General features: G+C 73.0%; 23 protein-coding genes. 13 read left to right on the top strand and 10 right to left on the bottom strand.

Features of this window, described 5'->3' with window-relative positions:
• Positions 1–11: 11 nt before the first annotated feature.
• From ABT041_RS30645 to adhE, 3 genes are all read left to right on the top strand, one after another.
• The gene (locus ABT041_RS30645; RefSeq protein ID WP_351190548.1) at positions 12–878 is read left to right on the top strand and encodes a S1 family peptidase; all 867 of its coding nucleotides are present in this window, start codon (positions 12–14) and stop codon (positions 876–878) included.
• Positions 879–942: 64 nt separating this feature from the next.
• Positions 943–1,824, top strand: coding sequence for a S1 family peptidase (locus ABT041_RS30640; protein ID WP_351190546.1), 882 nt, complete (start codon positions 943–945; stop codon positions 1,822–1,824).
• A 165-nt stretch (positions 1,825–1,989) separates the two neighbouring features.
• Entirely contained in the window at positions 1,990–4,584 is a 2,595-nt protein-coding gene (gene adhE, locus ABT041_RS30635) for a bifunctional acetaldehyde-CoA/alcohol dehydrogenase (RefSeq protein ID WP_351190544.1), read from the top strand.
• Positions 4,585–4,638: 54 nt separating this feature from the next.
• Here adhE and ABT041_RS30630 read toward each other — a convergent pair whose 3' ends face one another.
• Complete coding sequence (locus ABT041_RS30630) at positions 4,639–5,679, bottom strand: ABC transporter permease (protein ID WP_351190542.1); 1,041 nt, start codon at positions 5,677–5,679, stop codon at positions 4,639–4,641.
• Positions 5,680–5,828: 149 nt separating this feature from the next.
• Between ABT041_RS30630 and ABT041_RS30625 the strand changes: the two genes are divergently transcribed.
• The 3 genes from ABT041_RS30625 to ABT041_RS30615 all read left to right on the top strand — a co-directional run bounded on the left by ABT041_RS30625 (position 5,829) and on the right by ABT041_RS30615 (position 11,293).
• Complete coding sequence (locus ABT041_RS30625) at positions 5,829–9,284, top strand: DNA polymerase III subunit alpha (RefSeq protein ID WP_351190540.1); 3,456 nt, start codon at positions 5,829–5,831, stop codon at positions 9,282–9,284.
• The gene (locus tag ABT041_RS30620; RefSeq protein WP_351190538.1) at positions 9,281–10,240 is read left to right on the top strand and encodes a DNA polymerase Y family protein; all 960 of its coding nucleotides are present in this window, start codon (positions 9,281–9,283) and stop codon (positions 10,238–10,240) included. The genes ABT041_RS30625 and ABT041_RS30620 overlap by 4 nt, the downstream gene beginning before the upstream one ends.
• 183 nt (positions 10,241–10,423) lie before the next feature.
• A complete protein-coding gene (locus ABT041_RS30615; protein WP_351190536.1) occupies positions 10,424–11,293 on the top strand; it encodes an esterase/lipase family protein in 870 nt (289 codons plus the stop codon).
• Here ABT041_RS30615 and ABT041_RS30610 read toward each other — a convergent pair.
• Both ABT041_RS30610 and ABT041_RS30605 read right to left on the bottom strand, forming a co-directional pair.
• Complete coding sequence (locus ABT041_RS30610) at positions 11,290–12,270, bottom strand: lytic polysaccharide monooxygenase auxiliary activity family 9 protein (protein WP_351190534.1); 981 nt, start codon at positions 12,268–12,270, stop codon at positions 11,290–11,292. The genes ABT041_RS30615 and ABT041_RS30610 overlap by 4 nt on opposite strands.
• A 124-nt stretch (positions 12,271–12,394) precedes the next feature.
• Positions 12,395–13,063, bottom strand: coding sequence for a response regulator (locus tag ABT041_RS30605; RefSeq protein ID WP_351190532.1), 669 nt, complete (start codon positions 13,061–13,063; stop codon positions 12,395–12,397).
• 135 nt (positions 13,064–13,198) lie between these two features.
• On the opposite strand from ABT041_RS30605, the gene ABT041_RS30600 reads away from it, so the two are divergent.
• The 4 genes from ABT041_RS30600 (at position 13,199) to ABT041_RS30585 (ending at position 16,744) form a co-directional block, all read left to right on the top strand.
• The gene (locus ABT041_RS30600; protein ID WP_351190530.1) at positions 13,199–14,182 is read left to right on the top strand and encodes a Bug family tripartite tricarboxylate transporter substrate binding protein; all 984 of its coding nucleotides are present in this window, start codon (positions 13,199–13,201) and stop codon (positions 14,180–14,182) included.
• Positions 14,179–14,712, top strand: a complete 534-nt coding sequence (locus ABT041_RS30595) for a tripartite tricarboxylate transporter TctB family protein (protein WP_502976624.1) — start codon at positions 14,179–14,181, stop codon at positions 14,710–14,712. Before ABT041_RS30600 ends, ABT041_RS30595 begins: the two co-directional genes overlap by 4 nt.
• 3 nt (positions 14,713–14,715) lie before the next feature.
• A complete protein-coding gene (locus ABT041_RS30590) occupies positions 14,716–16,206 on the top strand; it encodes a tripartite tricarboxylate transporter permease (protein ID WP_351190528.1) in 1,491 nt (496 codons plus the stop codon).
• A 127-nt stretch (positions 16,207–16,333) separates the two neighbouring features.
• Positions 16,334–16,744: a DUF6299 family protein gene (locus ABT041_RS30585; RefSeq protein ID WP_351190526.1), complete on the top strand. Its 411-nt coding sequence runs from the start codon at positions 16,334–16,336 to the stop codon at positions 16,742–16,744.
• Between the two features lie 109 nt (positions 16,745–16,853).
• Here ABT041_RS30585 and ABT041_RS30580 read toward each other — a convergent pair whose 3' ends face one another.
• Positions 16,854–17,333, bottom strand: coding sequence for a ribonuclease FAU-1 family protein (locus ABT041_RS30580; RefSeq protein WP_351190524.1), 480 nt, complete (start codon positions 17,331–17,333; stop codon positions 16,854–16,856).
• Entirely contained in the window at positions 17,314–18,237 is a 924-nt protein-coding gene (locus ABT041_RS30575) for a GNAT family N-acetyltransferase (RefSeq protein WP_351190522.1), read from the bottom strand. The genes ABT041_RS30580 and ABT041_RS30575 overlap by 20 nt, the downstream gene beginning before the upstream one ends.
• A 74-nt stretch (positions 18,238–18,311) precedes the next feature.
• Between ABT041_RS30575 and ABT041_RS30570 the strand changes: the two genes are divergently transcribed.
• Positions 18,312–18,686 (top strand): GntR family transcriptional regulator, encoded by a 375-nt coding sequence (locus ABT041_RS30570; protein WP_351190520.1) that lies wholly within the window; start codon positions 18,312–18,314, stop codon positions 18,684–18,686.
• Between the two features lie 165 nt (positions 18,687–18,851).
• Here the strand turns inward: ABT041_RS30570 and ABT041_RS30565 are convergent, their stop codons facing one another.
• Positions 18,852–19,973: a DUF5925 domain-containing protein gene (locus ABT041_RS30565; RefSeq protein WP_351190518.1), complete on the bottom strand. Its 1,122-nt coding sequence runs from the start codon at positions 19,971–19,973 to the stop codon at positions 18,852–18,854.
• Between the two features lie 189 nt (positions 19,974–20,162).
• Here ABT041_RS30565 and ABT041_RS30560 point away from each other — a divergent pair, with 189 nt between their 5' ends.
• A complete protein-coding gene (locus ABT041_RS30560) occupies positions 20,163–20,969 on the top strand; it encodes an SGNH/GDSL hydrolase family protein (protein WP_351190516.1) in 807 nt (268 codons plus the stop codon).
• Here ABT041_RS30560 and ABT041_RS30555 read toward each other — a convergent pair.
• On the bottom strand, positions 20,953–21,891 hold the full coding sequence (locus ABT041_RS30555) for a protein kinase domain-containing protein (protein WP_351190514.1): 939 nt from the start codon (positions 21,889–21,891) through the stop codon (positions 20,953–20,955). The two genes, ABT041_RS30560 and ABT041_RS30555, sit on opposite strands and share 17 nt — an antisense overlap.
• 321 nt (positions 21,892–22,212) lie before the next feature.
• On the opposite strand from ABT041_RS30555, the gene ABT041_RS30550 reads away from it, so the two are divergent.
• Entirely contained in the window at positions 22,213–22,485 is a 273-nt protein-coding gene (locus ABT041_RS30550; protein WP_351190512.1) for a hypothetical protein, read from the top strand.
• Between the two features lie 104 nt (positions 22,486–22,589).
• Here the strand turns inward: ABT041_RS30550 and ABT041_RS30545 are convergent, their stop codons facing one another.
• From ABT041_RS30545 to ABT041_RS30535, 3 genes are read right to left on the bottom strand one after another with little or no spacing between them, the layout of a single operon-like run.
• Positions 22,590–23,807, bottom strand: a complete 1,218-nt coding sequence (locus tag ABT041_RS30545) for a CaiB/BaiF CoA transferase family protein (protein WP_351190510.1) — start codon at positions 23,805–23,807, stop codon at positions 22,590–22,592.
• Between the two features lie 49 nt (positions 23,808–23,856).
• A complete protein-coding gene (locus ABT041_RS30540) occupies positions 23,857–24,633 on the bottom strand; it encodes an ABC transporter permease (protein WP_351190508.1) in 777 nt (258 codons plus the stop codon).
• Positions 24,630–25,568 carry an ATP-binding cassette domain-containing protein gene (locus ABT041_RS30535; protein WP_351190506.1) on the bottom strand — a complete coding sequence of 313 codons (939 nt, stop codon included), beginning with the start codon at positions 25,566–25,568 and terminating at the stop codon, positions 24,630–24,632. The genes ABT041_RS30540 and ABT041_RS30535 overlap by 4 nt, the downstream gene beginning before the upstream one ends.
• Between the last annotated feature and the right edge of the window lie 31 nt (positions 25,569–25,599).

Below are 25,599 nucleotides of genomic sequence, written 5' to 3'. Positions count from 1 at the left end.
GAAGGAGAACTGTGAGGAGCACAGTGAGGAACACCCGCACCCGTCTGCTCGCCGTCGCCGCCGGTCTCGCCGCCGCGACCGCCCTCGGACTGCCCGGCGCCCAGGCCGCCCCCGTGCCCGGCCCCGCGGGAGCCGCCCAGCTCGCCCGCGCCGACGCCGCCGTCGAGGCCGCCGGGGTCGGCGGCACCGCCTGGTACGTCGACCAGGCGTCGGGCCGGGTCGTCGTCACCGCCGACTCCACCGTCACCGACGCAGGACTCGCCAAGATCCAGAGAGCGGCCGGCGCCGACGCCGGGGCCCTCCGGATCCAGCGCACCCCCGGTGTCCTCAAGCCGCTGCTCGGCGCCGGAGACGCCATCTACGGCGGCGGCTACCGCTGTTCGCTCGGCTTCAACGTCCGCAGCGGCTCCACGTACTACTTCCTGACCGCCGGCCACTGCGGCAACGTCGCCAACACCTGGTACACCAACTCGGCGCAGTCGACCCTCATCGGCGCCACCGTCGGTTCCAGCTTCCCGGGCAACGACTACGCCCTGGTCCGCTACGACAACACCTCGCTCACCCACCCCGGCGGCTTCACCGCGGCCGACGCCTACGTGGGCGAGTCCGTCAAGCGCTCCGGCTCCACCACCGGCACCCGCAGCGGCACCGTCACCGGCCTCAACGCCACCGTCCACTACTCCAGCGGCGGCACCGTGAAGGGCCTCATCCAGACCAACGTCTGCGCCGAGCCCGGCGATTCGGGCGGTGCGATGTACGACGGCACCAAGGCGCTCGGCCTCACCTCCGGCGGCAGCGGCAACTGCTCCACCGGCGGCACCACCTTCTTCCAGCCGGTGCCGGAGGCCCTCGCCAAGTACAACGTCAGCATCTTCTGATCCCGAGCCTCTTCCGATCCCGCACGGACACCCACTGATCCCCCCCCCACAGGAGGAACAAGAAGTGACCACCCCCACGAAGAAGTTCCGGCTGCTCGCCCTCACCGCCGGTCTCGTCGCCGCCGCCGCGACGCTCGGCGTCCCCACCGCCAGCGCCGACTCCGCGCAGACGTTCAGCGCCACCCAGCTCTCCGCCGCGGGCGACGCCGTCCTCGCCGCCGACGTGGCGGGCACCGCCTGGCGCGTCGACGACGCCACCGGGAAGGTCGTCGTCACCGTCGACTCCACCGTCTCCCAGGCCGAGATCGCGAAGATCAAGCGCCAGGCCGGGACGAACGCCGGCGCGCTGCGCATCGAGCGCACCCCCGGCACGTTCAACAAGCTGATCTCCGGCGGAGACGCCATCTACGCGAGCAGCTGGCGCTGCTCGCTCGGCTTCAACGTCAAGGACAGCGCGGGGAACTACTACTTCCTCACCGCCGGGCACTGCACCGACGGCGCGGGCACCTGGTGGTCCAACTCCACGCACAGCACCGTGCTGGGGAGCACCGCCGGGTCGAGCTTCCCGACCAACGACTACGGCATCGTGCGCTACACCAACACCTCGATCACCAAGTCCGGTTCGGTCGGCAGCGTCGACATCACCAGCGCCGCCAACGCCACCGTCGGCATGTCCGTCACCCGCCGCGGCTCCACCACCGGCATCCACAGCGGCACGGTGACCGGCCTGAACGCCACCGTGAACTACGGCGGCGGCGACATCGTCTACGGCATGATCCAGACCAACGTCTGCGCCGAGCCCGGCGACTCCGGCGGCCCGCTCTACTCGGGCAGCCGGGCGATCGGTCTCACCTCGGGCGGCAGCGGCAACTGCTCCTCGGGCGGGACGACCTTCTTCCAGCCCGTGACGGAGGCGCTCAGCGCGTACGGGGTCAACGTCTACTGATCCCGGGTGCGAACCGGTCCCTCCGGCCGTCTCACGGCGGCCGGAGGGACCGCTCTTTCCAGGACCTTCGGCCCTCCCCCCGAGGCCTTTCCCCGGCCCCGCCGCACCCCCGCCGGGTGTCGACTGGGAGAGGAGAGAAAAAGGGACGCGCGAAGGAGGCCCGCGATGGATGCGACGCGGATGGTGGACGGACTCGTCGAGAGGGCCCTCGCGGCGCTCGACCGCTTCGAGGCCCTCGACCAGGAGCAGGTCGACCACATCGTGAAGAAGGCCTCGTTGGCCGCGCTGAGCGCGCACGGCGACCTGGCGAGGCTCGCCGTCGAGGAGACCGGCCGCGGCCTCTTCGAGGACAAGGCCGTGAAGAACCTCTTCGCCTGCGAGCACGTCACCCACTCGATGGACGGTCTGAAGACCGTCGGGGTCGTGCGCCGCGACGAACTGAACGGCATCACCGAGATCGCCGAGCCCGTCGGCGTGATCTGCGCGATGACCCCCGTCACCAACCCCACCTCGACGACCGTCTTCAAGGCGCTGATCGCGCTGAAGACCCGTAACCCCGTCGTCTTCGCCTTCCACCCGTCCGCACAGCGGTGCTCGGCCGAGGCCGCCCGGATCGTCCGCGACGCGGCCGTCGCCGCCGGAGCGCCCGAGGGGTGTGTGCAGTGGATCGAGGAGCCCTCGATGGAGGCCACCGGCCTCCTCATGCACCACGAGGGCGTCTCCACCATCCTCGCCACCGGCGGGAACGCGATGGTCGAGGCCGCCTACTCGTGCGGCAAGCCCGCCCTCGGCGTCGGCGCCGGCAACGTCCCCGCGTACGTCACCAAGGACGCGAAGCTCCCGCGCGCGATCCACGACATCGTGCTCTCCAAGGCCTTCGACCACGGCATGATCTGCGCCTCCGAGCAGGCCGTCATCCTCGACGCCGAGGTGTACGAGGAGGGCATCGCCGAGTTCGAGCGGCTCGGCGCCCATGTCGTCACCGCCGCCGAGAAGACCAAGCTGGAGGAGTACCTCTTCGGCACGACCGCGTACGCCACGAACTGCGGTGGGGCGAAGCTCAACGCGGCCGTCGTCGGGAAGTCCGCGCACTGGATCGCCGAGCAGGCCGGCTTCGAGGTCCCCGAGGACACCTCGGTCCTCCTCGCCGAGTGCGCCGAGGTCGGCGAGGCCGAGCCGCTCACCCGGGAGAAGCTCTCCCCGGTCCTGGCCGCCCTCAGGGCCGGCTCCACCGAGCACGGCCTCGACCTCTCCGCCCGCATGGTCGCCTTCCACGGCCTGGGCCACAGCGCCGCGATCCACACCGAGGACGAGGAGCTCGCCGAGGAGTTCGGCAGGCGGGTCAAGGCGATCCGGGTCATCGTCAACGCGCCCTCCACCTTCGGCGGCATCGGCGACGTCTACAACGCCTTCCTCCCCTCGCTCACCCTCGGCTGCGGCTCGTACGGGCACAACTCCGTCTCGAACAACGTCACCGCGGTCAACCTGCTCAACATCAAGCGGATCGGACGGCGCAACACCAACATGCAGTGGTACAAGGTCCCGCCGAGGATCTACTTCGAGCGGGGCGCCATCCGCTACCTCGGCGAGATGGAGGGCCTGAAGCGGGTCACGATCGTCACCGACCGGACGATGAGCGACCTCGGCTTCGTGCGGAAGGTCACCGACATCCTCGACGGCCGCGAGGAACCCGTCACCGTCCAGGTCATCGACTCCGTCGAGCCCAACCCGGAGCTCGCCACCGTCCGCGCCGGAGCCGCCGCCATGCGGGACTTCCGGCCCGACACCATCGTGGCCCTCGGCGGCGGCTCCCCGATGGACGCGGCGAAGATCATGTGGCTGATGTACGAGCGGCCCGAGGTCGAGTTCGCGGACACCAAGGAGAAGTTCTTCGACATCCGCAAGCGCGCCTACCGCTTCCCGAAGCTCGGCGAGAAGGCCAAGCTGGTCGCGATCCCCACCACCTCGGGCACGGGCAGCGAGGTCACCCCCTTCGCCGTCATCTCCGACCCCGAGGCCGCGCAGAAGTACCCGCTCGCCGACTACGCCCTCACCCCGGACGTCGCCATCGTCGACCCGGTCCTCCCGCTGCACCTGCCGCCGACGGTCACCGCCGACTCCGGCTTCGACGCCCTGACCCACGCCACCGAGGCGTACGTCTCGGCCTACGCCAACGACTTCACCGACGGCCAGTGCCTCCAGGCCATCAGGCTGATCTTCGAGAACCTGGAGACCTGCGTGAAGGAGGGCGCGAAGGCGCCCGAGGCCCGCGAGAGGATGCACAACGCGTCCACCATCGCCGGCATGGCCTTCGCCAACGCCTTCCTCGGCCTGGTCCACGCCATGGCCCACACCCTCGGCAACACCTTCCACGTCGCCCACGGCCGCACCAACGCGCTGCTGCTCCCGCACGTCGTCCGGCACAACGGCACCGTCACCCACAAGGCCGTCCCGTGGCCGAAGGCCGAGGTCTACCGGGCCCCGGAGCGCTATCAGGAGATCGCCAGGACGCTCGGTCTGCCGGCCACGACCCCGCAGGAGGGCGTGGAGTCCTACGCCCGCGCGGTCGAGGAGCTGCGCACCCGCTGCGGCATCCCGGCCTCCTTCCGGGAGGAGGGCGTCGACGAGGAGGCCTTCCTGGCGGCCCTGCCGCAGCAGGCGATGAACGCCTATGCCGACCAGTGCGCGCCGGCCAACCCGCGGATGCCGATGATCGACGAGATGAAGGAGCTGATGACCCGGGCGTACTACGGCGAGTAGCCCGAGGCACGGAGAAGGCCCCCGCCGTCCGGCGGGGGCCTTCTCGTCGCCCTGCTAGGCCCTGACGTCGCCCGGTTCCCCGGCGACCGGCTCCGCCGTCTCCGGCTTCCGCTTCAGCGAGGACATCACCAGGGTGACCGCGGCGCCGACGACCGCCCAGGCCGAGAGGACCAGCATCGAGGCGGTCATGTCGTTGCCCTTGAAGTACGCGATCGAGCGCGCCGCCCAGGTGCCCGCGCCCGGCGGCAGGGCGGGGCCGATCGCCCGCCAGAACGGGGGCAGCATCGGCGCCGGGAAGGCGCCGCCCGCGCTCGGGTTGCCGGCGACGACGATCAGCAGGATCGCGAGGCCGATGCCGACGATCCCGAAGACGGACTGGAGGGCGAGGGTGGCGGCGCCGACGGCGAAGACCACCAGGGCGCCCAGGCCCCACAGGGCGGCGACGCTGCCGGGCAGGGCGCCGAGGATCGGGCCGACGATGATCGCGCCGCCCAGGCCGCCGAGGACCGAGTAGAGCGCGAGCACCCCGAGCCGGATGATCGCCCGGTGCGGGTTGGCCGGGCGCGAACCGGCGCTGATCGCCAGGATCGCGGCGCAGATGTAGCCGCCGACGCACCAGCCGACGACCAGGTAGAAGGCCGAGAGTCCGTCGAAGTCCTCCGGCGAGGCGGGGGCCACGTCGACGGTCCTCACCGTGCGCCCCTGGGTCGCCTCCAGCTTGGTGATCATCGACTGGAGGGTGGAGGCGAGCACGGTGCCGCCGCCGGAGGCGACGAGCAGGGTGTCGGTGCGGCCCCGCGGGTCGACGATCAGGGCCCCGTCGATGTCCCGGTTCAGGATCTGGTCCCGTGCCTCGGCCTCGTCCGCGACCGTGCGCGGGTCGAGGGGATCGCCCGGCAGCTTCTCCAGCCGGTCCGCCAGCACGTTCGCGGCCTGTCCGGGGGCGACCGCGCCGAAGGGGACGTCCGTGGGTTTCGGATCGTGCAGGGCCCCGACGTACGAGGCGATGAACAGGAGCTGGAGGGCGAAGACGCCGATGACGAGCAGGGCGGCTCGGGGGGTGACGGCGCTTTTCAGTTCATCGACGAGACTCATGCCCCCACGCTCCGGGGCGGCGGGTGTTCCCGCAGGTGGGGCAGGTCCGAACGAGTTATCGTACGGATGTTCGAAGATGAGCTACGCTGGGGTCAAGGGGTGGGAACGTACGTACGAATCTATGCGGGAGTGCGGGAGGTGCGCCGGCCATGCCAGGTTTCACGCATCTGCACACCGCCTCGGGCTACTCCCTGCGCTACGGCGCCTCGCACCCCGAGCGCCTCGCCGCCCGCGCCGCCGAGCGCGGCATGGACGCCCTCGCCCTGACCGACCGCGACAGCCTCTCCGGTGCCGTCCGCTTCGCCAAGGCGTGCGAGAAGGAGGGGGTCCGCCCCCTGTTCGGCGTGGACCTCGCGTACGAGGCCGTCGTCCCCGAACCCGCCCCCGCCGACCGCGGCTCCGCCCGTCGGGTCCCCGTCCGGGGCGGGGCCTTCGTCGACGAGTCCGCGCCCCGCGCCCTCTTCCTCGCCCGCTCCCGCACCGGCTGGGCCACCCTCTGCGCGATGATCACCGCCGCCCACGCCGGGGGAGCGGAGCACCCCCTGCTGCCCGGCGCCGCCCTGGCCGGCGACGGCCTGTTCGTGCTGCTCGGGCCCGCCTCCGACGTCGGCCGCGCCCTCGCCGCCGGCCGCCCCGACCGGGCCGCCCGGCTGCTCGCCCCCTGGCGCGAGCGGTACGGCGACGCGCTCCGCCTGGAGGCCGTCCACCACGGGCGCGCCGGCACCGGGCCCGGCTCCCTGCGGCTCGCCGCCCGTACCGTCGGCTTCGCCGCCGAGCAGGGCGTCCGGCCCGTCCTCAGCAACGCCGTCCGGTACGCCGACCCCGGCCAGGGCCCCGTCGCCGACGTCCTCGACTCCGCCCGCCGCCTCGTCCCCGTCGACCCCCGCAAGGAGCTCGACAGCGGGGAGGCCTGGCTCAAGGGCGCCGAAGGACCCGACGGCATGTCGGCCGTCGCCGAGCGGATCGTCGAGGCCGCGGGCTTCCGCCGGGACGCCGCCCAACGGCTCCTCGACCGGACCGCTGAGGTCGCCGCCGGGTGCCTGGTCGACCCCGAGGACGACCTCGGCATCGGCTCCGCGCACTTCCCGGAGGCGTACCTCGTCGGCGCGGAGCACCGCACCGCCCAGCGCGTCCTCGCCTCCCGGGCCGCCGCCGGCATGGTCCTGAAGGGGTACGAGAAGCGGCGCGACTACTGGGACCGGATGCACCGCGAGCTGGACGTCATCGCCCACCACGGCTTCGCCACCTACTTCCTGACGGTCGCCCAGGTCGTCGACGACGTACGGAAGATGGGGATCCGGGTCGCCGCCCGCGGCTCCGGCGCCGGCTCCCTCGTCAACCACCTCCTCGGCATCGCCCACGCCGACCCGGTCGAGCACGGCCTGCTGATGGAACGGTTCCTCTCCAAACGCCGCACCGTCCTGCCCGACATCGACATCGACGTGGAGTCCGCCCGCCGCCTGGAGGTCTACCGGGCGATCATCGACCGCTTCGGCACCGAACGGGTCGCCACCGTCTCCATGCCCGAGACCTACCGGGTCCGCCACGCCGTACGGGACGTGGGCGCCGCCCTCTCCCTGGACCCGGCCGAGACCGACCGGATCGCCAAGGCCTTCCCGCACATCCGCGCCCGGGACGCGCTCGCCGCCCTCGACGAACTGCCCGAACTGCGCGAACTGGCAGGGGAGTCGCGACGGGAAGGGGCGAAGTTCGGCCGGCTCTGGGAGCTGGTCGAGGCGCTCGACGCGCTGCCCCGCGGCATCGCCATGCACCCCTGCGGCGTCCTGCTCTCGGACGCCTCGCTGCTCACCCGTACCCCCGTGGTCCCCACCAGCGGCGAGGGCTTCCCCATGTCCCAGTTCGACAAGGAGGACGTGGAGGACCTCGGGCTGCTCAAGCTCGACGTCCTCGGCGTGCGCATGCAGTCCGCCATGGCCCACGCCGTCGCCGAGGTCGAGCGCGCCACCGGCACCCGGCCCGACATCGACGCGGTCCCGGAGGGCGACCCCGAGACGTACGAGCTGATCCGCTCCACCGAGACCCTCGGCTGCTTCCAGATCGAGTCCCCGGGCCAGCGCGACCTGGTCGGCCGGCTCCAGCCCGCGACCTTCCACGACCTCGTCGTCGACATCTCGCTCTTCCGGCCGGGGCCGGTCGCCGCCGACATGGTCCGCCCCTTCATCGAGGCCCGGCACGGCCGCGCCCCCGTCCGCTACCCGCACCCCGACCTGGAGGAGCCCCTGAAGGAGACGTACGGCGTCGTCGTCTTCCACGAGCAGATCATCGAGATCGTACGGATCATGACCGGTTGCGACCGGGCCGAGGCCGACCAGGTCAGGCGCGGGCTCTCGCACCCCGAGTCGCAGGGCCGGATCGAGGCCTGGTTCGCCCAGCGGGCCTCGGCGCGCGGATACGCCCCCGAGGTCGTCGCCCACACCTGGGAGATCGTCGAGGCCTTCGGCTCCTACGGCTTCTGCAAGGCGCACGCGGTGGCCTTCGCCGTGCCGACCTACCAGTCGGCCTGGCTCAAGGCGCACCACCCGGCCGCCTTCTACGCGGGGCTGCTCACCCACGACCCCGGCATGTACCCCAAGCGGCTGCTGCTCGCGGACGCGCGGCGGCGCGGGGTGCCGGTGCTGCCGCTGGACGTGAACCGCTCGGCGGTCGCCCACCGTATCGAACTGGTGTCCGAGAATCCTTCGGTCTGGGGCCTCCGGCTCGGCCTCGCCGACGTCCACGGCATCAGCGAGACCGAGAGCGCCCGCATCGCGGACGGACAGCCCTACGCCTCCCTGCTCGACTTCTGGGAGCGGGCCCGCCCGCGCACCCCCGTCGCCGAACGGCTCGCCCAGGTCGGCGCCCTCGACGCCTTCGGCGCCAACCGCCGCGACCTGCTGCTCCATCTGACCGAACTCCGCCGCATCCACCGGGGAGCCGCCTCCCACGGCGGCCAGCTCCCGCTCGCCCAGGGCGGGAAGACCGCCCCCGTCGGCCTGCCCGACCTCGACGAGACCGAACGCCTCAGCGCCGAGCTGGGCATCCTCGGCATGGACGCCTCCCGCCACCTCATGAGCGACCACCACGCCTTCCTCCGCGAACTCGGCGTCGTCTCCGCCCAGCGGCTGCGCTCCGCCGCCCACGGGCAGACCGTCCTCGTCGCCGGCGCCAAGGCCGCCACCCAGACCCCGCCCATCCGCTCCGGGAAACGCGTCATCTTCACCACCCTCGACGACGGCACCGGCCTGGTCGACCTCGCCTTCTTCGACGACGCCCACGAGGCCTGCGCCCACACCGTCTTCCACTCCTGGCTGCTGCTCGTCCGGGGCGTGGTGCAGCGGCGCGGCCCGCGCAGCCTCAGCGTCGTCGGCTCCGCCGCCTGGAACCTCGCCGAACTGGCCGAACTGCGGGCCTCCGGAGGCCTGGAGGCGGTGGGGGAGCGGCTGGCCGAGACGGCGCCCGCCGGGCGGAGCGCCGACAGCGGCCGCCGGATCACGATGCCCACCGGCTACGAGATGAACCCCTGGGCCGACCTCCAGCCGGCCGGGGAAGGCGCCGCGACGCCGTCGCGGAAGCTCTGGCACAGCAGCCCGGGGAGCGCGGGATGATCCTCTGCGTACGTTTCCGCCTGGAGCCGACGGACGAGGCGCTCCTGCCCCGACTGGTCGACCTCCTCGGCGAGTTCACCCCCGTCGTCGAGGCCGCCCCGCCCTGCGAGGCGCTCGCCGACGTGCGCGGCGCGCTGCGGTACTTCGGCCAGGGCCCCGCCGAACTCGCCTCGGTCATCCGGGTCCGCGCCCTCGCCCTGTACGGCGTCGACTGCGTCATCGGCGCGGGCCCCAACCCGATGCTGGCCCGGCTCGCGGCCCGCGAGGCCCGGCCCGGCGTCACCCTGGTCGTCGAGGACCCGGCGGCCTTCCTGCGCGACCGGCCGGTCGTCGCCCTCGACGGCGTCGGCCGCGCCACCGCCCGTACCCTCTGCGGCTACGGACTCGACTCCGCGGGCCGCGTCGCCGACGCGCCGCTCGCCGTGCTCCAGCGGCTCGTCGGCGCGAAGGCCGGCCGCGAGCTGTGGGAGAAGGCCCGGGGAATCGACCGCACCCCCGTCGTCCCGAACGCGGCCTCCCGGTCGATCGCCGCCGAGCGCGCCTTCCCGCACGACGAGACCGACCGCACCGAGCAGCGCAGGGCCCTCCTCTCCCTCGCCACGGAACTGGGCGCCCGGCTCCGGACCGAGTCCCAGATCTGCCGGGGACTCGCGGTCACCGTGCGGTACGCCGACCGCAGCACCACGACCCGCAGCCGCACCCTGCCCGAACCGACCGCCCACTCGGCGGCGCTCACCGCCCTCGCCTACACGATCCACGACTCCTTCGGCCTCCAGCGGGCCCGGGTACGGGGCATCGCCCTGCGCGCCGAGGGCCTCGCCCCCGCCGAACACGCCACCCACCAGCTGACCTTCGACCCGACGGACGAGAAGACCCGGCGGATCGAGGCGGTGGCGGACCGGGCCCGGGCGAAGTACGGGCCACGGGCGATCCTCCCGGGCTCACTGGCGGCCTGAGCGTTCCGGGGCCAGGACAGTGCCGCCCCGCACGACGGTGACGACACATCACTTTTTACCGACGCGTAACTTCCCAGCCGAGGCTACCCGTGCGTAGCTTGGCTGGAGAGCATCCCCACTTGTGGTCCGGACCGCAGGGCACAGCACCCCCACCTTCCCCTTGAGCCGCAAGGAGATCGCCCGATGCTGCCCGCGAAGTCCTGGAAGCGCACGGTCAGAGCGCTGTCCGTCCTGCTTCTCACCGCCGCCGCCACCCTCGCTCCCACCGCCGCCGCCCAGGCGGACACCGCCCCCAGCCGTGGCTGGAACGACTTCTCCTGCAAGCCGTCCGCCGCGCACCCGCGGCCCGTCGTCCTCGTCCACGGCACCTTCGGGAACTCCGTCGACAACTGGCTGGCCCTCGCCCCCTACCTGGTCGACCGGGGCTACTGCGTCTTCTCCCTCGACTACGGCCAGCTGCCGGGCGTCCCCTTCTTCAACGGGCTCGGCCCCATCGCCGCCTCCGCCGGACAGCTCGACACCTACGTCGACCGGGTCCTCGCCGCCACCGGCGCCCCCGAGGCCGACCTCGTCGGGCACTCGCAGGGCGGCATGATGCCCCGCTGGTACCTCAAGTTCCTCGGCGGGGCCGAGAAGGTGAACACGCTCGTCGGCATCGCCCCCGACAACCACGGCACCACCCTGCTCGGCCTCACCAAGCTCCTGCCGTACTTCCCCGGCGCCGAGGACCTCATCAGCTCCACGACCCCGGGCCTCGCCGACCAGATCGCCGGCTCGGCCTTCATCACCCAGCTCAACGAGGGCGGCGACACCGTGCCGGGCGTCCGGTACCACGTCATCGCGAGCCAGTACGACGAGGTCGTCACCCCGTACCGCTCCCAGTTCCTGACCGGCCCGAACGTCACCAACGTCCTCATCCAGGACAAGTGCGCGCTCGACCTGTCCGAGCACGTGGCGATCGGCACGGTGGACCGGGTCACCTTCCACGAGGTCGCCAACGCCCTCGACCCGGCCCACGCGACCCCGACCACCTGCCTCTCGGTCGTCGGCTAGCGGGTCCGGCGCCGCCGGGCCGTGCCGAAGAGCACCGCCGCACCGAGCGCGAGCACGGCGGCGCCACCGACCGCGAGATACGGGGTGGTGGCGTCGCCGCCCGTCTCGGCGAGCTCCACACCGGAACCCGAACCGGCGGCGGGGGCGGGCGCGTTGGGAGCCGGCTCGTGAGCGGGGGCGGTGGTCGCCGTCGCCGCGTCACCGCCGCTCGTGTGCCCGCCGTGCCCGCCGTGCTCGACGGAGGACTCGCCCTCGCCGGCCTCGATCTGCTCGTCGGTGGGTGCGGAGGCCGTGGGCGCGGAGGACGCGGGCGCGGGGGCGGCGGTCGCCGGGGCCGTACCGCCGCCGTCCTGCCCGAACACCACGTCCGAGCAGGTGTAGAAGGCCTCGGGGGAGTCGGAGCGCTGCCAGATCGAGTAGATGAGATGGCGGCCGGACTTCTTCGGCACGGTCCCCCGGAACACGTAGTCCCCGTTCTGCATCCCCGGGTCGGTCACCGTCACGAACGGCTGCTCCTCCAGGTCCGACCACTTCAGCGGCTTCGACGGGTCGTACCCGTCCTTCGTCACGTACAGCGCGAACGAGCCCTTGTGCGGGGCGGTCCCCTTGTAGCGGAACGTGTGCGATCCGGAGGTCATGGCGCTCGCCGGCCAGTCGGCCCGCGCCAGGTCGAGGCCCCGGTACTTGTCGTTGCCCGCGCTGCACAGCTTGCCGTCCGGGATCAACTGCCGGTGCTGCCCCGCGGCGTCGGCGATGTTCACCGCGTTCCAGTCGTAGAACGCCTGCGCCCCGCTCGCCGCCACGGCCGCCTTGCACGCCGCCGACTTCGGCGCCTCGGGCCCCTCCGCGTAACAGGCCGCGACCCGGCTCACCGGATCGGTCATCGACCCGTGCGCGAACGCCCCGGGCGCGACGGCGAGCCCGGACAGGACCAGAGCGGCGGTGGCGGCGGCTGTCGTCGTACGGCGAGAGGTCATGGGGGGACAACTCCTTCACGAGGGTGTGAGTGGGGGGTTGCCGAGCAAACTAGCCCCGGAAGAAGCACGGAAGACGGGCCTTAGGGCCGCGTTAAGGCGGGCGTAAGAGCCCTCTCAGGAACTGCTAGCCCAGCCGTCGGTAGCGGCGTTCCGGGCGGCCCGTGCCGCCGTAGCGGAGGGTGACCTCCGCGCGGCCCGTCTCCGCGAAGTACTCCAGGTAGCGGCGGGCGCTCACGCGGGACAGGGAGCCCGCTTCGGCGCACTCCGTGGCCGAGAGGCCCTCCGGGTGGGCGCGGAGGACCGAGTCGACCAGGTCGGCCGTGTGCGCGGCGAGGCCCTTCGGGAGCTCGCGGGAGCCGCGGGGGCGCGTGCCGAAGATCTGGTCGACGTCCTCCTGGCGGGCCTCGTCGAGCTCGTCGAGGCGGCTGCGCAGGGAGGCGACGTGGCGCAGCTGCTCGTGCAGGGCGGCCTGGGTGAACGGCTTGATCAGATAGTGCAGGGCGCCCGCACGGAGGGCCGAGCGGATCGTGCCCACGTCACGGGCGGCCGTGATGAAGAGCGCGTCCATGCCCAGACCCGCCGCGCGCAGCTCCCGCAGCACCCGGACCCCGTCCATGTCGGGCAGGAAGACGTCGAGCAGGACCAGGTCGGGGCGGAGCCGCTCGGCCGCGCGGAGCGCCTCGGCGCCGCTGTGCGCGACCCCGGCCACGGTGAAGCCCGCCACCGCCGACACGTAGCGGCAGTGCAGCTTGGCGACCATGAAGTCGTCGTCCACGACCAGCACCTTCGTCACGCCGACCCACGCTAGGTCCCGACCACAACGACCACAACGTCCGTTGATTGCGGAAGAGAGACAGCTTCTTAACGCGAGGGCAACATGTGGGCCACCTCACACCCCCATTTCCCTCCTACCTGAGAGGCGGCACACGTGCGGTTGCGCACCCCCTTCGCCCTCCTCGGGGCTGCTCTCCTGGTGCTCGTCGGCCCGCCGCTGCTCAGCCCGGGCACCGGCTCCGACACGGGCACCGCGATACCCGGCCTGCGCTTCATGGTCCCCAACACCCCCGGCGGCGGATACGACATCACCGCCCGCACCGCAGCGAAGAACGTCGAGGAAGCCGGCCTCACCGGCGACGTCGAGGTCTTCAACCTGCCCGGCGCGGGCGGCACCGTCGGCCTCACCCGGCTCGTCGGCGAACGCGGCAACGGCCGCCTCGCCATGTCCATGGGCCTCGGCGTCGTCGGCGCCGTCCACACCAACAAGACGCCCAGGACCCTCGCCGACACCACTCCGATCGCCCGGCTCACCGAGGAGCAGGACATCGTCGTGGTCGGCAAGGACTCCCCGTACAAGACGATCCAGGACCTCCTCACGGCCTGGAAGAAGGACCCCGGCAAGCTGCCCGTCGGCGGCGGCTCCTCGCCCGGCGGGCCCGACCACCTCGCCCCGATGCTGATGGCCCAGGCCGCCGGGATCGCGCCGAAGGACGTCAACTACGTGCCCTTCGACGGCGGCGGCGAGCTCCTCGCCTCCATCCTCGGCAACAAGGTCGGCTTCGGCGTCTCCGGCGTCGGCGAGTACCTCGACCAGATCAAGGCGGGGGAGCTGCGCCTCCTCGCCGTCACCGGCCCCCGGCGCGTGCCGGGCCTCGACGCCCCCACGCTCCGCGAGGCCGGCCTCGACACCGAGTTCACCAACTGGCGCGGCATCGTCGCCCCGCCCGGCCTCTCCGACGCCGAACGCGACAAGCTCGTCGCCCTCGTGACCGGGCTGCACGGCTCCCCGCAGTGGCGCGAGTCGCTGAAGACCCACGGCTGGAACGACGCCTTCCTGCCCGGCGCGGAGTTCGGCACCTTCCTCACCGAGCAGGACCGCCGGGTCGGCTCCGTCCTCAAGGAGCTGGGGCTGTGACCACCACCGAGAAGACGTCCGTGACGACCCCGGCGAAGAGGACCCTGCCGCGCGGGCGCTCCGAACTCGGCGTCGGCGCCCTCCTGTTCCTCCTCGGGATCCTCGTCCTCACCGACGCCCTCACCCTCGACGCCGACGTCGCGGGACGCGGCCCCGTCGGACCCGCCACCGTCCCCCTCGTCGTCGGCTGCGGCCTCCTCGCCGTCGCCGTCCTCCTCACCGTCGACGTGCTCCGCGGCGGCCGGGGCGAGGCCGAGGGCGGCGAGGACATCGACCTGACCGAACCCGCCGACTGGCGCACCGTCCTGCTCCTCACCGGCGTCTTCCTCGGCTTCGCCGTCCTCATCGGCCCCCTCGGCTTCCCCATCGCCGGCGCCCTCCTCTTCTGGGGCGCGGCCTACGCCCTCGGCAGCCGCCACCTCCACCGCGACCCGCTGATCGCCGCCGTCCTCTCGCTCCTCACCTACGCCGTCTTCGACCAGCTGCTCGGCGTCCCGCTGCCCGGCGGCCCGCTGATGGGAGTGATCTGACCCATGGATTCCCTGAACTCCCTCATCGACGGCTTCGGGACCGCCCTCACCCCGATGAACCTGCTGTGGGCCGCCATCGGCGTGCTCCTCGGCACCGCCATCGGCGTCCTGCCCGGCATCGGCCCCGCCATGGCCGTCGCCCTGCTCCTGCCGGTGACGTACGGGCTCGAACCGACCGGCGCGTTCATCATGTTCGCCGGCATCTACTACGGCGCCATGTTCGGCGGCTCCACCACCTCGATCCTGCTCAACACCCCCGGTGAGAGCGCGGCCGTCGTCGCCGCCATCGAGGGCAACCCGATGGCCAAGTCCGGGCGCGGCGCCCAGGCCCTCGCGGCCGCCGCCGTCGGTCACTTCGCCGGCGGCATGATCGGCACGATCCTGCTCGTCGTCCTCGCCCCGACCGTCGCCGCGCTCGCCGTCGACATCGGCGCCCCCGACTACCTCGCCCTCATGGTCCTCGCCTTCATCGCGGTGACCTCGATCCTCGGCTCCTCCCGCATCCGCGGCCTCGCCTCGCTGCTCATCGGCCTCACGATCGGTCTGGTCGGCCTCGACCAGATGACCGGCCAGCAGCGCCTGACCTTCGGTTCGCTCCAGCTCGCCGACGGCATCGACGTCGTCATCGTCGCGGTCGGTCTCTTCGCGATCGGCGAGGCCCTCTGGGTCGCCGCGCACCTGCGCCGCACCTCGGGGGAGGCCATCCCGGTCGGCCGTCCCTGGCTCGGCAAGGACGACGTACGCCGCACCTGGAAGTCCTGGCTGCGCGGCCCGCTCATCGGCTTCCCGTTCGGCGCGATCCCGGCCGGCGGCGCGGAGATCCCGACCTTCCTCTCGTACGTCACGGAGAAGCGCCTCTCGAAGCACAAGGACCAGTTCGGCAAGGGCGCCATCGAAGGCGTCGCAGGTCCCGAGTCCGCCGCCTCGGCCTCCGCCGCCGGCACGCTCGTCTCCATGCTGACCCTCGGGCTGCCCACGACGGCCGTCGCCGCCGTGATGCTGGCCGCGTTCCAGCAGTACGGCATCCAGCCCGGGCCGCTGCTCTTCGAGCGGGAACCCGAGCTGGTGTGGGGCCTGATCGCCTCGCTGTTCGTCGGCATGGTGCTGCTGCTCGCGCTCAACCTGCCGCTCGCGCCCGTCTGGGCCAAGCTGCTGCGCATCCCGCGCCCCTACCTGTACGCCGGCATCCTCTTCTTCGCCGCCGTCGGCGCGTACGCGGTGGGCGGCGAGGCCTTCGACCTGATCGTGCTGCTCGTCATCGGTCTGATCGGCCTCGGGATGCGGCGCTACGGCCTTCCGGTGCTGCCGGCGGTCATCGGCGTCATCCTCGGCCCGGCCGCCGAACAGCAGCTGCGCCGCGCCCTCCAGATCAGTGACGGCGCCCTGACGGGCCTGGTGAACACCCCGTTCTCGGTCACCGTCTACACGGTCGTGCTGGTGCTGCTCGCCTGGCCGCTGGTGAGGAGGGCGAGCGCCGGGCGCACCGCGCACTGACCGTACGACCGTATGCGTACCGGCGTTCCAACTCGCCCCCGATGGGGTGAGTTTCGGACGGTCGGCGGCCGGATCCGGTATCCCTGGCGGGCAGCCTCTTCCCCCCACACCCGAAGGGACCCCACCCATGCGCGTCCGCCTCGTCCTCGCCGCCGCGGCCCTGCTCACCGCCGCCGTCGCCCCTCTCGCCCACGCGGGAGGGGCCGACGGCCTGACCGTCGACACGTACGGGACCCTCGCGGCCGACGCGACGGTCACCGTCTCCGGTACGTACCGCTGCCTCGACGACAGCGAGGGGCCGGTCTTCGTCAGCTCCACCCTCAAGCAGGGCAGCCGCTCCACCGGCATCGGCGGCACCCGTGCCGTCTGCGACGGGCACCTGCACAGCTGGGCCAACAGCGCCGTCGTGAAGGACCCCGCCTACCGGCCCGGCGCCGCCCGGGTCGAGGCCACCCTGCTGCAGCTCAGGGCCGGCGAGTCGGGCCTGCCGCTCCCAGGCTTCCTCGCCCGGGAGCAGGCGGACGTCGAACTGCGCTAGCGGGGAGGGTCGAGCGGGCGGTCGTCGGACCGCGTGGGGCAGGCGGGTCGAGCGGCTCGTCTCCGTCCCCGCCAGGTCCGCACGTCGAGCGGGCGGTCGTCGTTCCGCGTCAGCCCAGCAGCTCGATCAGGCCCTCACGGCCGAGCACCTCCAGTTCGTCCAGGGCCACCACGGCACGGGCCGCCGCCTCCGGGTCGGAGGCGGCGAGACCGCTCGCCGCGAACTCGTCCTCGTCGAGCCGCAGCACCTCGCTGCCGTCAGCCGACACCCACAGGTCCAGGTCCAGGTCCTCGACCACCACCCCGGAACCGTCGATCACGGCCGGCCGGGTGATGTCGCAGTACCACCCCTTCAGGGCGCCGTCGGCCGACCACACCTCCTTGACCGTGAACCAGCGGTCGCGCCAGTAGTGCTCCACGAACACATCACCCGGCTCGAACCGCACGAAGCCGAAGTCCCGCACCCCCTCGGCCGCCCACGGGGCGCGCACCGAGAGCCGGGCGCCCTCCTCCCTGAGCACCTCGGCGGGGTAGCGGATCTTCGTCCGGCCCGCCTTCGTCAGGGTGATCTCAACCGATCGTCCGGACATACCGCACCTCCGTCGCGCCGATCTCGTAACCGAACCACTCGTTGATCGCCAGCATCGGCCCGTTACCGGCGTCGTTCCCCGTGAACGCCTCCACGCAGCCCGCGGCCCTGGCCCGGTGCAGGGAGGCGTTCTTGGCGAGCTTCGCGAGCCCACGCCCGCGGAACGCCGGCGCGGTGCCGGTCATCCCCGAGGCGTACCGGCCCAGACCGTCGGTCTGCGCCGCGCTGAACGCCGCCGGCACCCCGTCCACCAGCGCGACCGTCGTCAGAGCCCGGTCGAGCAGGGGATGCTCCCAGGTGGTCTCCCGCCAGTGCGCGTAGTCCGCCAGCTCCACGCCCACGTCGCCCGGCTCGTCCGCCGTCGTCACCGCGTCCAGCTCGAACAGCGGCCGCGGGTCGGCGGCGAAGTCCTCGGCCGTGCGCAGCTCGACACCGGCCGGCGGGTCCTGCAGCGGCGGCAGTTCGGCCGTCGTCAGGTCGAGCCGGAGGAAGTGCGCGGACCGGCTGGACGTGTAGCCGCGCCGCCCGGCCCAGGCGTGGTTCGCGGGCTCGTCCAGGACCCAGCTGTACACCGTCCGCGCGCCCCGCTCCGCGAGGTACTCCTCGGCGGCGCGCAGCAGCAGCGTCCCCGCGCCGAGCCCCAGCCGCGCGGGGTCCACGTACACGTTGGCGTAGCCGATGCCGGGCCTCGGCGCGTCGTGCGCGATGCCCACCTGGGCGGTCCCGACGATCCCGCCGTCCTCGGTCACGGCGACCAGCGGGCGGTAGTGGCTGTCGGGGTGGGCGTGCGCCCAGTCGAAGGCGAGCTGCTCGGCGGTCGCGAGCATGAAGGGCAGCGCTGCCCGGCGGACCCGGGCGAAACCCTCGGCGTCCGGGGCCCGTACATCACGGACGATCACAGTCATGGGGTGGCACGCTACGGGCGCTTGACGCACGGCCGCCTCCCATTTTCCGGTGGGGTGGGGGCAGAATCGGCGGGGTGACACTCACCATCGCTGTGGACCACGGATCCACCACCGCTCCCTACGAACAACTGCGAGCCCAGATCTCGGAGCGGGCCCGGTCGGGCAGACTGCCGGTCGGATACAAGCTGCCGACGGTACGGGGGCTCGCGGAGCAGCTGGGCCTCGCCGCGAACACGGTCGCCAAGGCGTACAAGGCCCTGGAGGCGGACGGAGTCATCGAGACGCGCGGCCGGCACGGCACGTTCGTCGCCGCCGCGGGTGACGCGGCGACCCGCCGGGCCGCCACCGCCGCCGCCCAGTTCGCGGAGGAGGCCCGCCGCCTGGGCCTCAGCCGCGAGGCCGCGGAAGCCGCGCTGAGCGAGGCCCTGCGGGCGGCGTACGACGACTGACGGGTTCAGCGAGGCCTTTGCGGGCGGCGTACGCCGACTGACGGGTTCAGCGAGGCCCTTGCGGGCGGCGTACGCCGACTGACGGGTTCAGCGAGGCCCTTGCGGGCGGCGTACGCCGACCGACGGTTCAGTGAGGCCCTACCGGCGGCGGACGACGACCGACGGTCACAGGTAGAGACCCGCCCCCGCCGTACGGGGCTCCGGAAGGTCCGCCGAGGGCGTGCCGCGGCGGAGCGCGAACAGCTCCGCCAGCGTCGCGCCCTCGCGGGGCACGCCCTCCTCGTGGCCGAGCCACTCCACCGACTCGGCCCGGCTCAGCGGTCCGACCTCGATGCGGGACAGGCAGCGGCCGGGCCGGACCACCGCCGGGTGCAGCCGCTCCAGGTCCTCGTTGGTGGTGACGCCGACCAGGACGTTGCGCCCCTGGCCGAGGAGCCCGTCCGTCAGGTTGAGCAGCCGTGACAGGGCCTGCCCCGCGGTGTGCTTCGCCCCGCCCCTGATCAGCTCGTCGCAGTCCTCCAGGAGCAGCAGCCGCCAGCGCTCCGACGTGCCGTCGTCCTCGCCGATGGCGATGTCCATCAGATAGCCGATGTCGTTGAAGAGCCGCTCGGGATCGAGCACGCAGTCCACCTGGCACCAGTCCTGCCAGGACCGGGCCAGGGTCCGCAGCGCCGAGGTCTTGCCGGTGCCCGGCGGGCCGTGGAGCAGCAGGAGCCGGCCGGTGATGTCCTCCGGGGTCACCTTCATCAGCCGGTCCATCGACTCGGCCACGGACGCCGAGTAGTTGGGCCGGACCTCCCCCCAGGTCCCGGCGCTGATCCGGCGGGTCATCCGGCGCGGTCCGCGCTGCGGAGCCACGTACCAGAAGCCCATCGTCACGTCGTCGGGCTCCGGCTCCGGTTCGTCCTTCGCGCCCTTCGTGGCCTCGGCGAGGATCCGCTGGGCGAGCTCCGGGTCGGTCGCGGTCACGGTCACGTGCGCGCGCCGGTTCCAGCGGGAGGAGAGGATCGTCCAGCCCTCGCCCTCGGCGAGCACGGAGCTGCGGTCGTCCTCCTTCGCCGCCCGCAGCACCCTGGCGCCGTCCGGCAGCAGCGTCGCGTCGGTCTTCGCCGGGTCCACGGTGGTGCTGTGCGCGTGCGGCTGCTCGCCGGTCGCGAACCGGTCGAGGAACAGCGCGTCCAGGACGTCCCCGGGGGAGTCGCTGTCGTCGAGGTTGACGATGACGGGCAGTGAGGCGGCGGGCGTCGGCGGGTGGGGAGTGGACGGTGCGGCGGGGGTGTCGGACATGACGCTCATGATCGGGCAAGCGTCGGGGGCGCGCACCGGGTTTTGCGGGCGCCCCGAATGGCCGGATATCGATGCTCCCTGACGGAGGATCAGCCGCGACCCACTCCCACTTTTGACATGAACACTTCCGGCCGGACCGATCCGATGCTACTACCTGGTAACGCAGAGATCCTGCTACAGGGAGGTTCCATGAGACTGTCCCGATTTGCCGCCCTTTCGTCCTCGCTCCTCCTCGGTGCCGTCCTCGCCCTCACCGGGGCGGGCGCCGCCCAGGCCGCCGAGACCGCCGCACTCGACTACGTGGCCCTGGGGGACTCGTACTCCTCCGGTGTCGGCGCCGGGAGTTACGACAGCGCCAGCGGCGACTGCAAGCGCTCCACGAAGGCGTACCCGGTCCTCTGGAAGAACGCGAACGCCCCCTCCTCGTTCGCCTTCACCGCCTGCTCGGGCGCCCGAACGGGTGATGTGACCGCGAATCAGCTCGGACCCCTCTCGGCCGCCACCGACCTGGTCTCCATCACGATCGGGGGAAATGACGCCGGTTTCGCCGACGTCATGACGACCTGTGTGCTCCAGTCCGAGTCCACCTGCATCAACCGAGTGAATCAGGCCAAGGCCTACGTGGACTCCACGCTCCCCGGCAAGCTCGACTCCGTCTACAACGCCATCAGCAGCAAGGCGCCCGCCGCCCACGTCGTCGTCCTCGGCTACCCGCGCTTCTACCAGCTCGGCGGCAGCTGCATCGCCGGCCTGAGCGAGACCGAGCGCAGCGCCATCAACAACGCCGCCGACTACCTCAACGCGGCCACCGCCAAGCGCGCGGCCGACCACGGCTTCACCTTCGCCAGCGTCGTCCCCGCCTTCACCGGACACGAGATCTGCTCCGGCTCCGCCTGGCTGCACAGCGTCAACTGGCTCAACATCGGCGAGTCGTACCACCCGACCGCCGCCGGACAGTCCGGCGGCTACCTGCCCTCGTTCAACGGGGTGCTGTAGCCGGCCCGCCGGGCTCCGCCGGAGCGGTGCTCGTGGCACCGCCCGGCTCCGGCCCGGTCCCCGGCCCGTCGTCCCGTACCGCCTGATACGTCAACGCACCCGCGATCAGCAGCGCCCCGACCAGCCCGGCCACCAGGACGGGCCACCGGCGGGGCGCTGTCCGCGCCGGGCGTGCCGGCCGGGAAGGCGCGGGCGACGTCCCGGCGGTGCCGTCGTCGCCCCCGCCGGTACGGGGCGGGGCCGAGGCGTCCACCGTCTCCCCGGTCCTCGGCGCACCGCCCTCCGCCACCCGGCGCAGCTCCCGCTCCACCTGATCGGCCGTCACGGCCAGTTCGTCGCCCGTCAGTTCGTCGAGCACGGCGCCCAGCGGCCCCGACCGGTCGTCCGCCGCGGCCTCCAGAAGCGCCCCGACGGAGCGCAGCTCCGCCTCCGGGCCGGCGTCTTCGTCCGGCGCGCCGCCGAAGCCGGTGACCACGACCCGCCCGTCGTTCGAGAGCAGCACCTGTCCCGGCGTCACGCCCCGGTGCGGCACGCCCGCCTCCCGCGCCGCCCGCAGGCCGGCGAGGACCTCGGCGCCGACGCGCGCGGCCTCCCGCGCGGGCAGCGGCCCGTCCGCGTCCAGGGTCTCGGCGAGGGTGAGGCCGCGGACCAGCTCCGTCACCACCCACGGCCGGCCGTCCTCGGTGACCACACCGAGGACCCGTACGACGGAGGGGTGGGAGATCCGGGCGGCGGCCCGCGCCTCCCGCTCGCGCCGCGCGTGGAACAGGGGCACCTCGTCCGCCGGCAGCCCGGCCGGGGCGCGGAGCTCCTTGAGGGCCACCTCGCGCCGGTCCGTCTCGTCCAGGGCACGCCAGACGGTGCCCGTAGCCCCCTCGGCGAGGACGTCGAGAAGCCGGTAACGACCCGCGATCACCGTCATGGATCCACGGTAGCCGAGGGGCGTCCGCACGGCCCCCGTCCGGCGCGGGTCCCTCGCCGGACGGTCCGGACGATCTTGGTGGTGGAGATCACACCCGTCCGGGTGTCCGTGGATGACGGTCCGGGGTGCAGGATGGTTCGTGATGGTTCGGCAGGTGTTCGAGTGCTGTCCAACTCGCCCTGGAATCAGATGGATTCGGACAGTGACCGTCAACCCCCGTACGAGTGCGGTGAATCCCGCCGCCGGGATACACGGGTGTCACGATGGGGCGATAGGGTTAACCTGCCCGGGCCGGGTGCCCTTGTACGGGTGGGGAGTGACATGGAACAGATAGCAATGCGCAGCAGGCCGCGAGTGCCTGCCATCACCTGCGGGAGCAGCGCGACCAGTTCGCGACTCGACCGCCATCTCGCGGTGCTCGGCGGCCCCGCCGTGCCCCAGCGCGACGTGGCCGAGGCGACGCTGCTCATGCGGGAACTGACGACGCGTACGCACGAGGCGCCGGTGCACGGTCACCGCAGCCGCAGCGCGCGGGTCTCGCTCTTCGCCCCGCTCCGCCGCCTGCGCCGCTCGCTCTTCGGCACGCGCCGCTAGCCCGAACCTCCCGGCCGCCCGTACGGCCCCGACCACGACCCCGCCGGACGTGTCCCCGCCCGTCCGGCCTCCGTCGTGCCCGGAGCGGCCCGCACCGCTCCCCGTCAGGCGATCACCCCCGCGCTCCGCAGCTCCTTCAGCTCCGCCTCCGGCACCCCGAGCTCGGTGAGCACCTCGTCCGTGTCCTGGCCGAGCGCAGGGATCCGGTCCATCCGTGGCTCCGGCGCGTCCGGGAACACGATCGGCGGCAGCAGCGCACGCAGCGGCCCCACCGGCGACTCCACCTCCCGCCACCGGTCACGGGCCGTCAGCTGAGGATGGTCCGCCAGCTGCGCCACCGAGTTGAGCCGGGCGCAGGCGATGCCCGCCGCGTCCAGCCGGGCCAGCGCCTCGTCCGCCGTCAGCGGGGCGAGCGCCGCCGCGACCACCGCGTCCGTCGCCCCGCGCCCCGCGACCCGCGCCGTGTTCGTCGCGAACTCCGGGGCCTCGGCGAGTTCGGGCCGGCCGAGGACCTGTCCGGCGAGCCGCCGCCACTCCCGGTCGTTCTGCACGGAGAGCAGCACCAGGCCGCCGTCCGCCGTCGGATAGGCGTCGTACGGCGCGATCACCGCGTGCGCGAGCCCCGTGCGCGCCGGGGGAGTGCCCCCGTGCATCCCGTGGTGCAGCGGATGCCCCATCCACTCGGCCAGCGAGTCGAGCAGCGAGACCTCCACCGGACCGCCCCGGCCGGTCGTGCCGCGCCGGACGAGGGCCGCGAGGACGCCGGAGAACGCGTACATCCCGGCCGCGATGTCGGCGGCCGGGATCCCCGACTTGACGGGCTGCTCGGGCGTGCCGGTCACCGACACGAGCCCCGCCTCGCACTGGACGAGCATGTCGTACGCCCGCTTGTGCGCGTACGGTCCCTCCGCCCCGTACCCCGAGACGTCCACCGCGATCAGCCACGGGTGCGCGGCGCACAGGGTGGCGGCGTCGAGTCCGAGGCGGGCCGCCGCGCCCTGCGCCAGGTTCTGTACGAAGACGTCGGCGCCGGCCACCATCTTCCGGACGAGCGCCAGGCCCCGGGGGTCCTTGAGGTCGACCGCCACCGACTCCTTGCCGCGGTTGCACCACACGAAGTGCGAGGCGAGGCCCCCGGCGGCGGTGTCGTAACCGCGGGCGAAGTCCCCGCCGTCGGGGCGCTCGATCTTGACGACGCGGGCGCCGAGGTCGGCGAGCTGGCGGGTGGCGAAGGGCGCGGCGACGGCCTGCTCGACGGCGACGACGGTGACCCCGGCGAGGGGGAGCGGCTGAGTGCCGTGCGGCAGTGGCTGGGTGCTCATGACCGTTCTGCCTACCGTGCCCGGCCGGTCCTTGTCATCAGGGGCTGCGTCACCCCCGGGCGTACCTGCGCACCGCCGCCGGAGCGAAGACGGCGAGCAGGCCGAGCGACCAGAGCAGCGCGCCCGCGACCGGGTGGGCCACCGGCCAGGCCGCGTCCGCCGGGGCGGGCGCGTTGCCGAAGAGCTCGCGGACCGCCGTGGTGACGGCCGAGAGGGGATTCCACTCGGCGACCGTGCGCAGCCAGTCGGGCATGCCGTCCGTGGGGATGTACGCGTTGGAGAGCAGCGGCAGCATGAAGGTGGCGCTGCCGAGCTGCCCGGCCGCCTCCTCGCTCTTCGAGGCCAGGCCGAGGAGGATGCCGATCCAGGTCGTCGCGAAGCGGAAGAGGAGCAGCAGGCCGAAGGCGCCCAGCGCCTCGGGGAGCGTGCCCTCGGTCCGCCAGCCCATGGCGACGCCGACCAGGATCAGCGGGACCGTGCCGACGGCGCTCGCGAGGAGGTCGGCGAGTGCCTGCCCGAGGGGGACGGCGGCCCGGCTCACCGGCATGGTCCGGAAGCGGTCCATGACACCCCGGTGCGCGTCCTGCGCGGCCTGGAACATGCCCGTCATCAGGCCGCCCGCCGCCGTCGCCACGAGCATGCCGGGCACCAGGAAGGCCCGGTATTCCGGGCCGGGCGCGGCGAGCGCGCTGCCGAAGACGTAGCCGAAGAAGAGCAGGAAGACGATCGGCATCGTCTGCGTCATGACGGTGATCGAGGGGGCGTGCCGGATCCGCCGGAGGTGGCGGCCGAGGACGGCGGTCCCGTCGTGCACGAGGGCGCTCACGCGACGAGCTCCTTCCGGTGGGTGAGGCGCAGGAACACCTCGTCGAGGGTGGGCGGACGCAGGGAGGCGTCGACGAGGTGGACCCCGGCCGCGTCGATCTCCCGGACGATCCGGGGGAGGGTGAGGGTGGTGTCCGTGGTCACCGCGCCGACCGTGCGCCGCTCGGCGTCCAGGACGGGGGCCGCACCGGTCAGCTGGTCGAGGACGGCCGCGGCCGCTTCGAGGGCGGACGGGTCGGCGACGACGACCTCGGCGTAGCTGCCGACGAGGGCCTTCAGTTCGGCCGGGGTGCCGCGCTGGGCGGCCCGCCCCTCGTCGATCAGGACGATGTCGTCGGCGAGCTGGTCGGCCTCCTCCAGGTACTGGGTGGTCAGCAGTACGGTCGTGCCCTCGGCGGCCAACTCCCGTACGGCGTCCCAGATCCCGTTGCGGCTGTGGGGGTCGAGTCCGGTGGTCGGCTCGTCGAGGAAGAGCACGCGCGGCGGTACGAGGAGGCTCGCGGCCAGGTCGAGGCGGCGGCGCATGCCGCCGGAGTAGGTGCGGGCGGGCCGTCCGGCGGCGGCGGTCAGGCCGAAGCGGTCGAGGAGTTCGTCGGCGCGGGAGCACGGGGCGCGCAGGAGCCGGGCGAAGAGCCGCAGGTTCTCGGCGCCGGAGAGGTCGCCGTCGACGGAGGCGTACTGCCCGGTGACCGCGATCCGCTTCCGCACCCCCGCCGGGTCGCGCACCACGTCGTGTCCCGCGACCGTCGCGCTGCCCGCGTCGGGGGCGACCAGGGTGGTGAGGACGCGGACGGCGGTGGTCTTGCCGGCGCCGTTGGGGCCGAGCACACCGCAGACCGTGCCCTCGGGGACGGCGAGGTCGAGGCCGCGCAGGGCGTGGACGTCGCCGTAACGCTTCCGCAGGCCTTCACTAAGTACAGCGTACGTAGTCGTCATGGCGCGACCCTACCCCACTACGTACGGCGTA

It is taken from the genome of Streptomyces sp. NPDC002825 (assembly GCF_040295385.1).
Taxonomy (GTDB): domain Bacteria; phylum Actinomycetota; class Actinomycetes; order Streptomycetales; family Streptomycetaceae; genus Streptomyces.
Note: the sequence above shows the minus strand (reverse complement) of the source record. Positions and strands in the feature narration are given on the sequence as shown.

Excerpts from the sequence above, each read along its gene's own strand:
- ABT041_RS30610 (WP_351190534.1), bottom strand. The coding sequence starts at position 12,270 with ATGACCTCTCGCCGTACGACGACAGCCGCCGCCACCGCCGCTCTGGTC.
- ABT041_RS30580 (WP_351190524.1), bottom strand. The coding sequence starts at position 17,333 with ATGTCCGGACGATCGGTTGAGATCACCCTGACGAAGGCGGGCCGGACG.
- ABT041_RS30560 (WP_351190516.1), top strand. The coding sequence starts at position 20,163 with ATGAGACTGTCCCGATTTGCCGCCCTTTCGTCCTCGCTCCTCCTCGGT.
- ABT041_RS30555 (WP_351190514.1), bottom strand. The coding sequence starts at position 21,891 with ATGACGGTGATCGCGGGTCGTTACCGGCTTCTCGACGTCCTCGCCGAG.
- ABT041_RS30550 (WP_351190512.1), top strand. The coding sequence starts at position 22,213 with ATGGAACAGATAGCAATGCGCAGCAGGCCGCGAGTGCCTGCCATCACC.
- ABT041_RS30615 (WP_351190536.1), top strand. The coding sequence starts at position 10,424 with ATGCTGCCCGCGAAGTCCTGGAAGCGCACGGTCAGAGCGCTGTCCGTC.
- ABT041_RS30590 (WP_351190528.1), top strand. The coding sequence starts at position 14,716 with ATGGATTCCCTGAACTCCCTCATCGACGGCTTCGGGACCGCCCTCACC.
- adhE (WP_351190544.1), top strand. The coding sequence starts at position 1,990 with ATGGATGCGACGCGGATGGTGGACGGACTCGTCGAGAGGGCCCTCGCG.
- ABT041_RS30630 (WP_351190542.1), bottom strand. The coding sequence starts at position 5,679 with ATGAGTCTCGTCGATGAACTGAAAAGCGCCGTCACCCCCCGAGCCGCC.
- ABT041_RS30565 (WP_351190518.1), bottom strand. The coding sequence starts at position 19,973 with ATGTCCGACACCCCCGCCGCACCGTCCACTCCCCACCCGCCGACGCCC.
- ABT041_RS30575 (WP_351190522.1), bottom strand. The coding sequence starts at position 18,237 with ATGACTGTGATCGTCCGTGATGTACGGGCCCCGGACGCCGAGGGTTTC.
- ABT041_RS30620 (WP_351190538.1), top strand. The coding sequence starts at position 9,281 with ATGATCCTCTGCGTACGTTTCCGCCTGGAGCCGACGGACGAGGCGCTC.
- ABT041_RS30625 (WP_351190540.1), top strand. The coding sequence starts at position 5,829 with ATGCCAGGTTTCACGCATCTGCACACCGCCTCGGGCTACTCCCTGCGC.
- ABT041_RS30535 (WP_351190506.1), bottom strand. The coding sequence starts at position 25,568 with ATGACGACTACGTACGCTGTACTTAGTGAAGGCCTGCGGAAGCGTTAC.
- ABT041_RS30585 (WP_351190526.1), top strand. The coding sequence starts at position 16,334 with ATGCGCGTCCGCCTCGTCCTCGCCGCCGCGGCCCTGCTCACCGCCGCC.
- ABT041_RS30545 (WP_351190510.1), bottom strand. The coding sequence starts at position 23,807 with ATGAGCACCCAGCCACTGCCGCACGGCACTCAGCCGCTCCCCCTCGCC.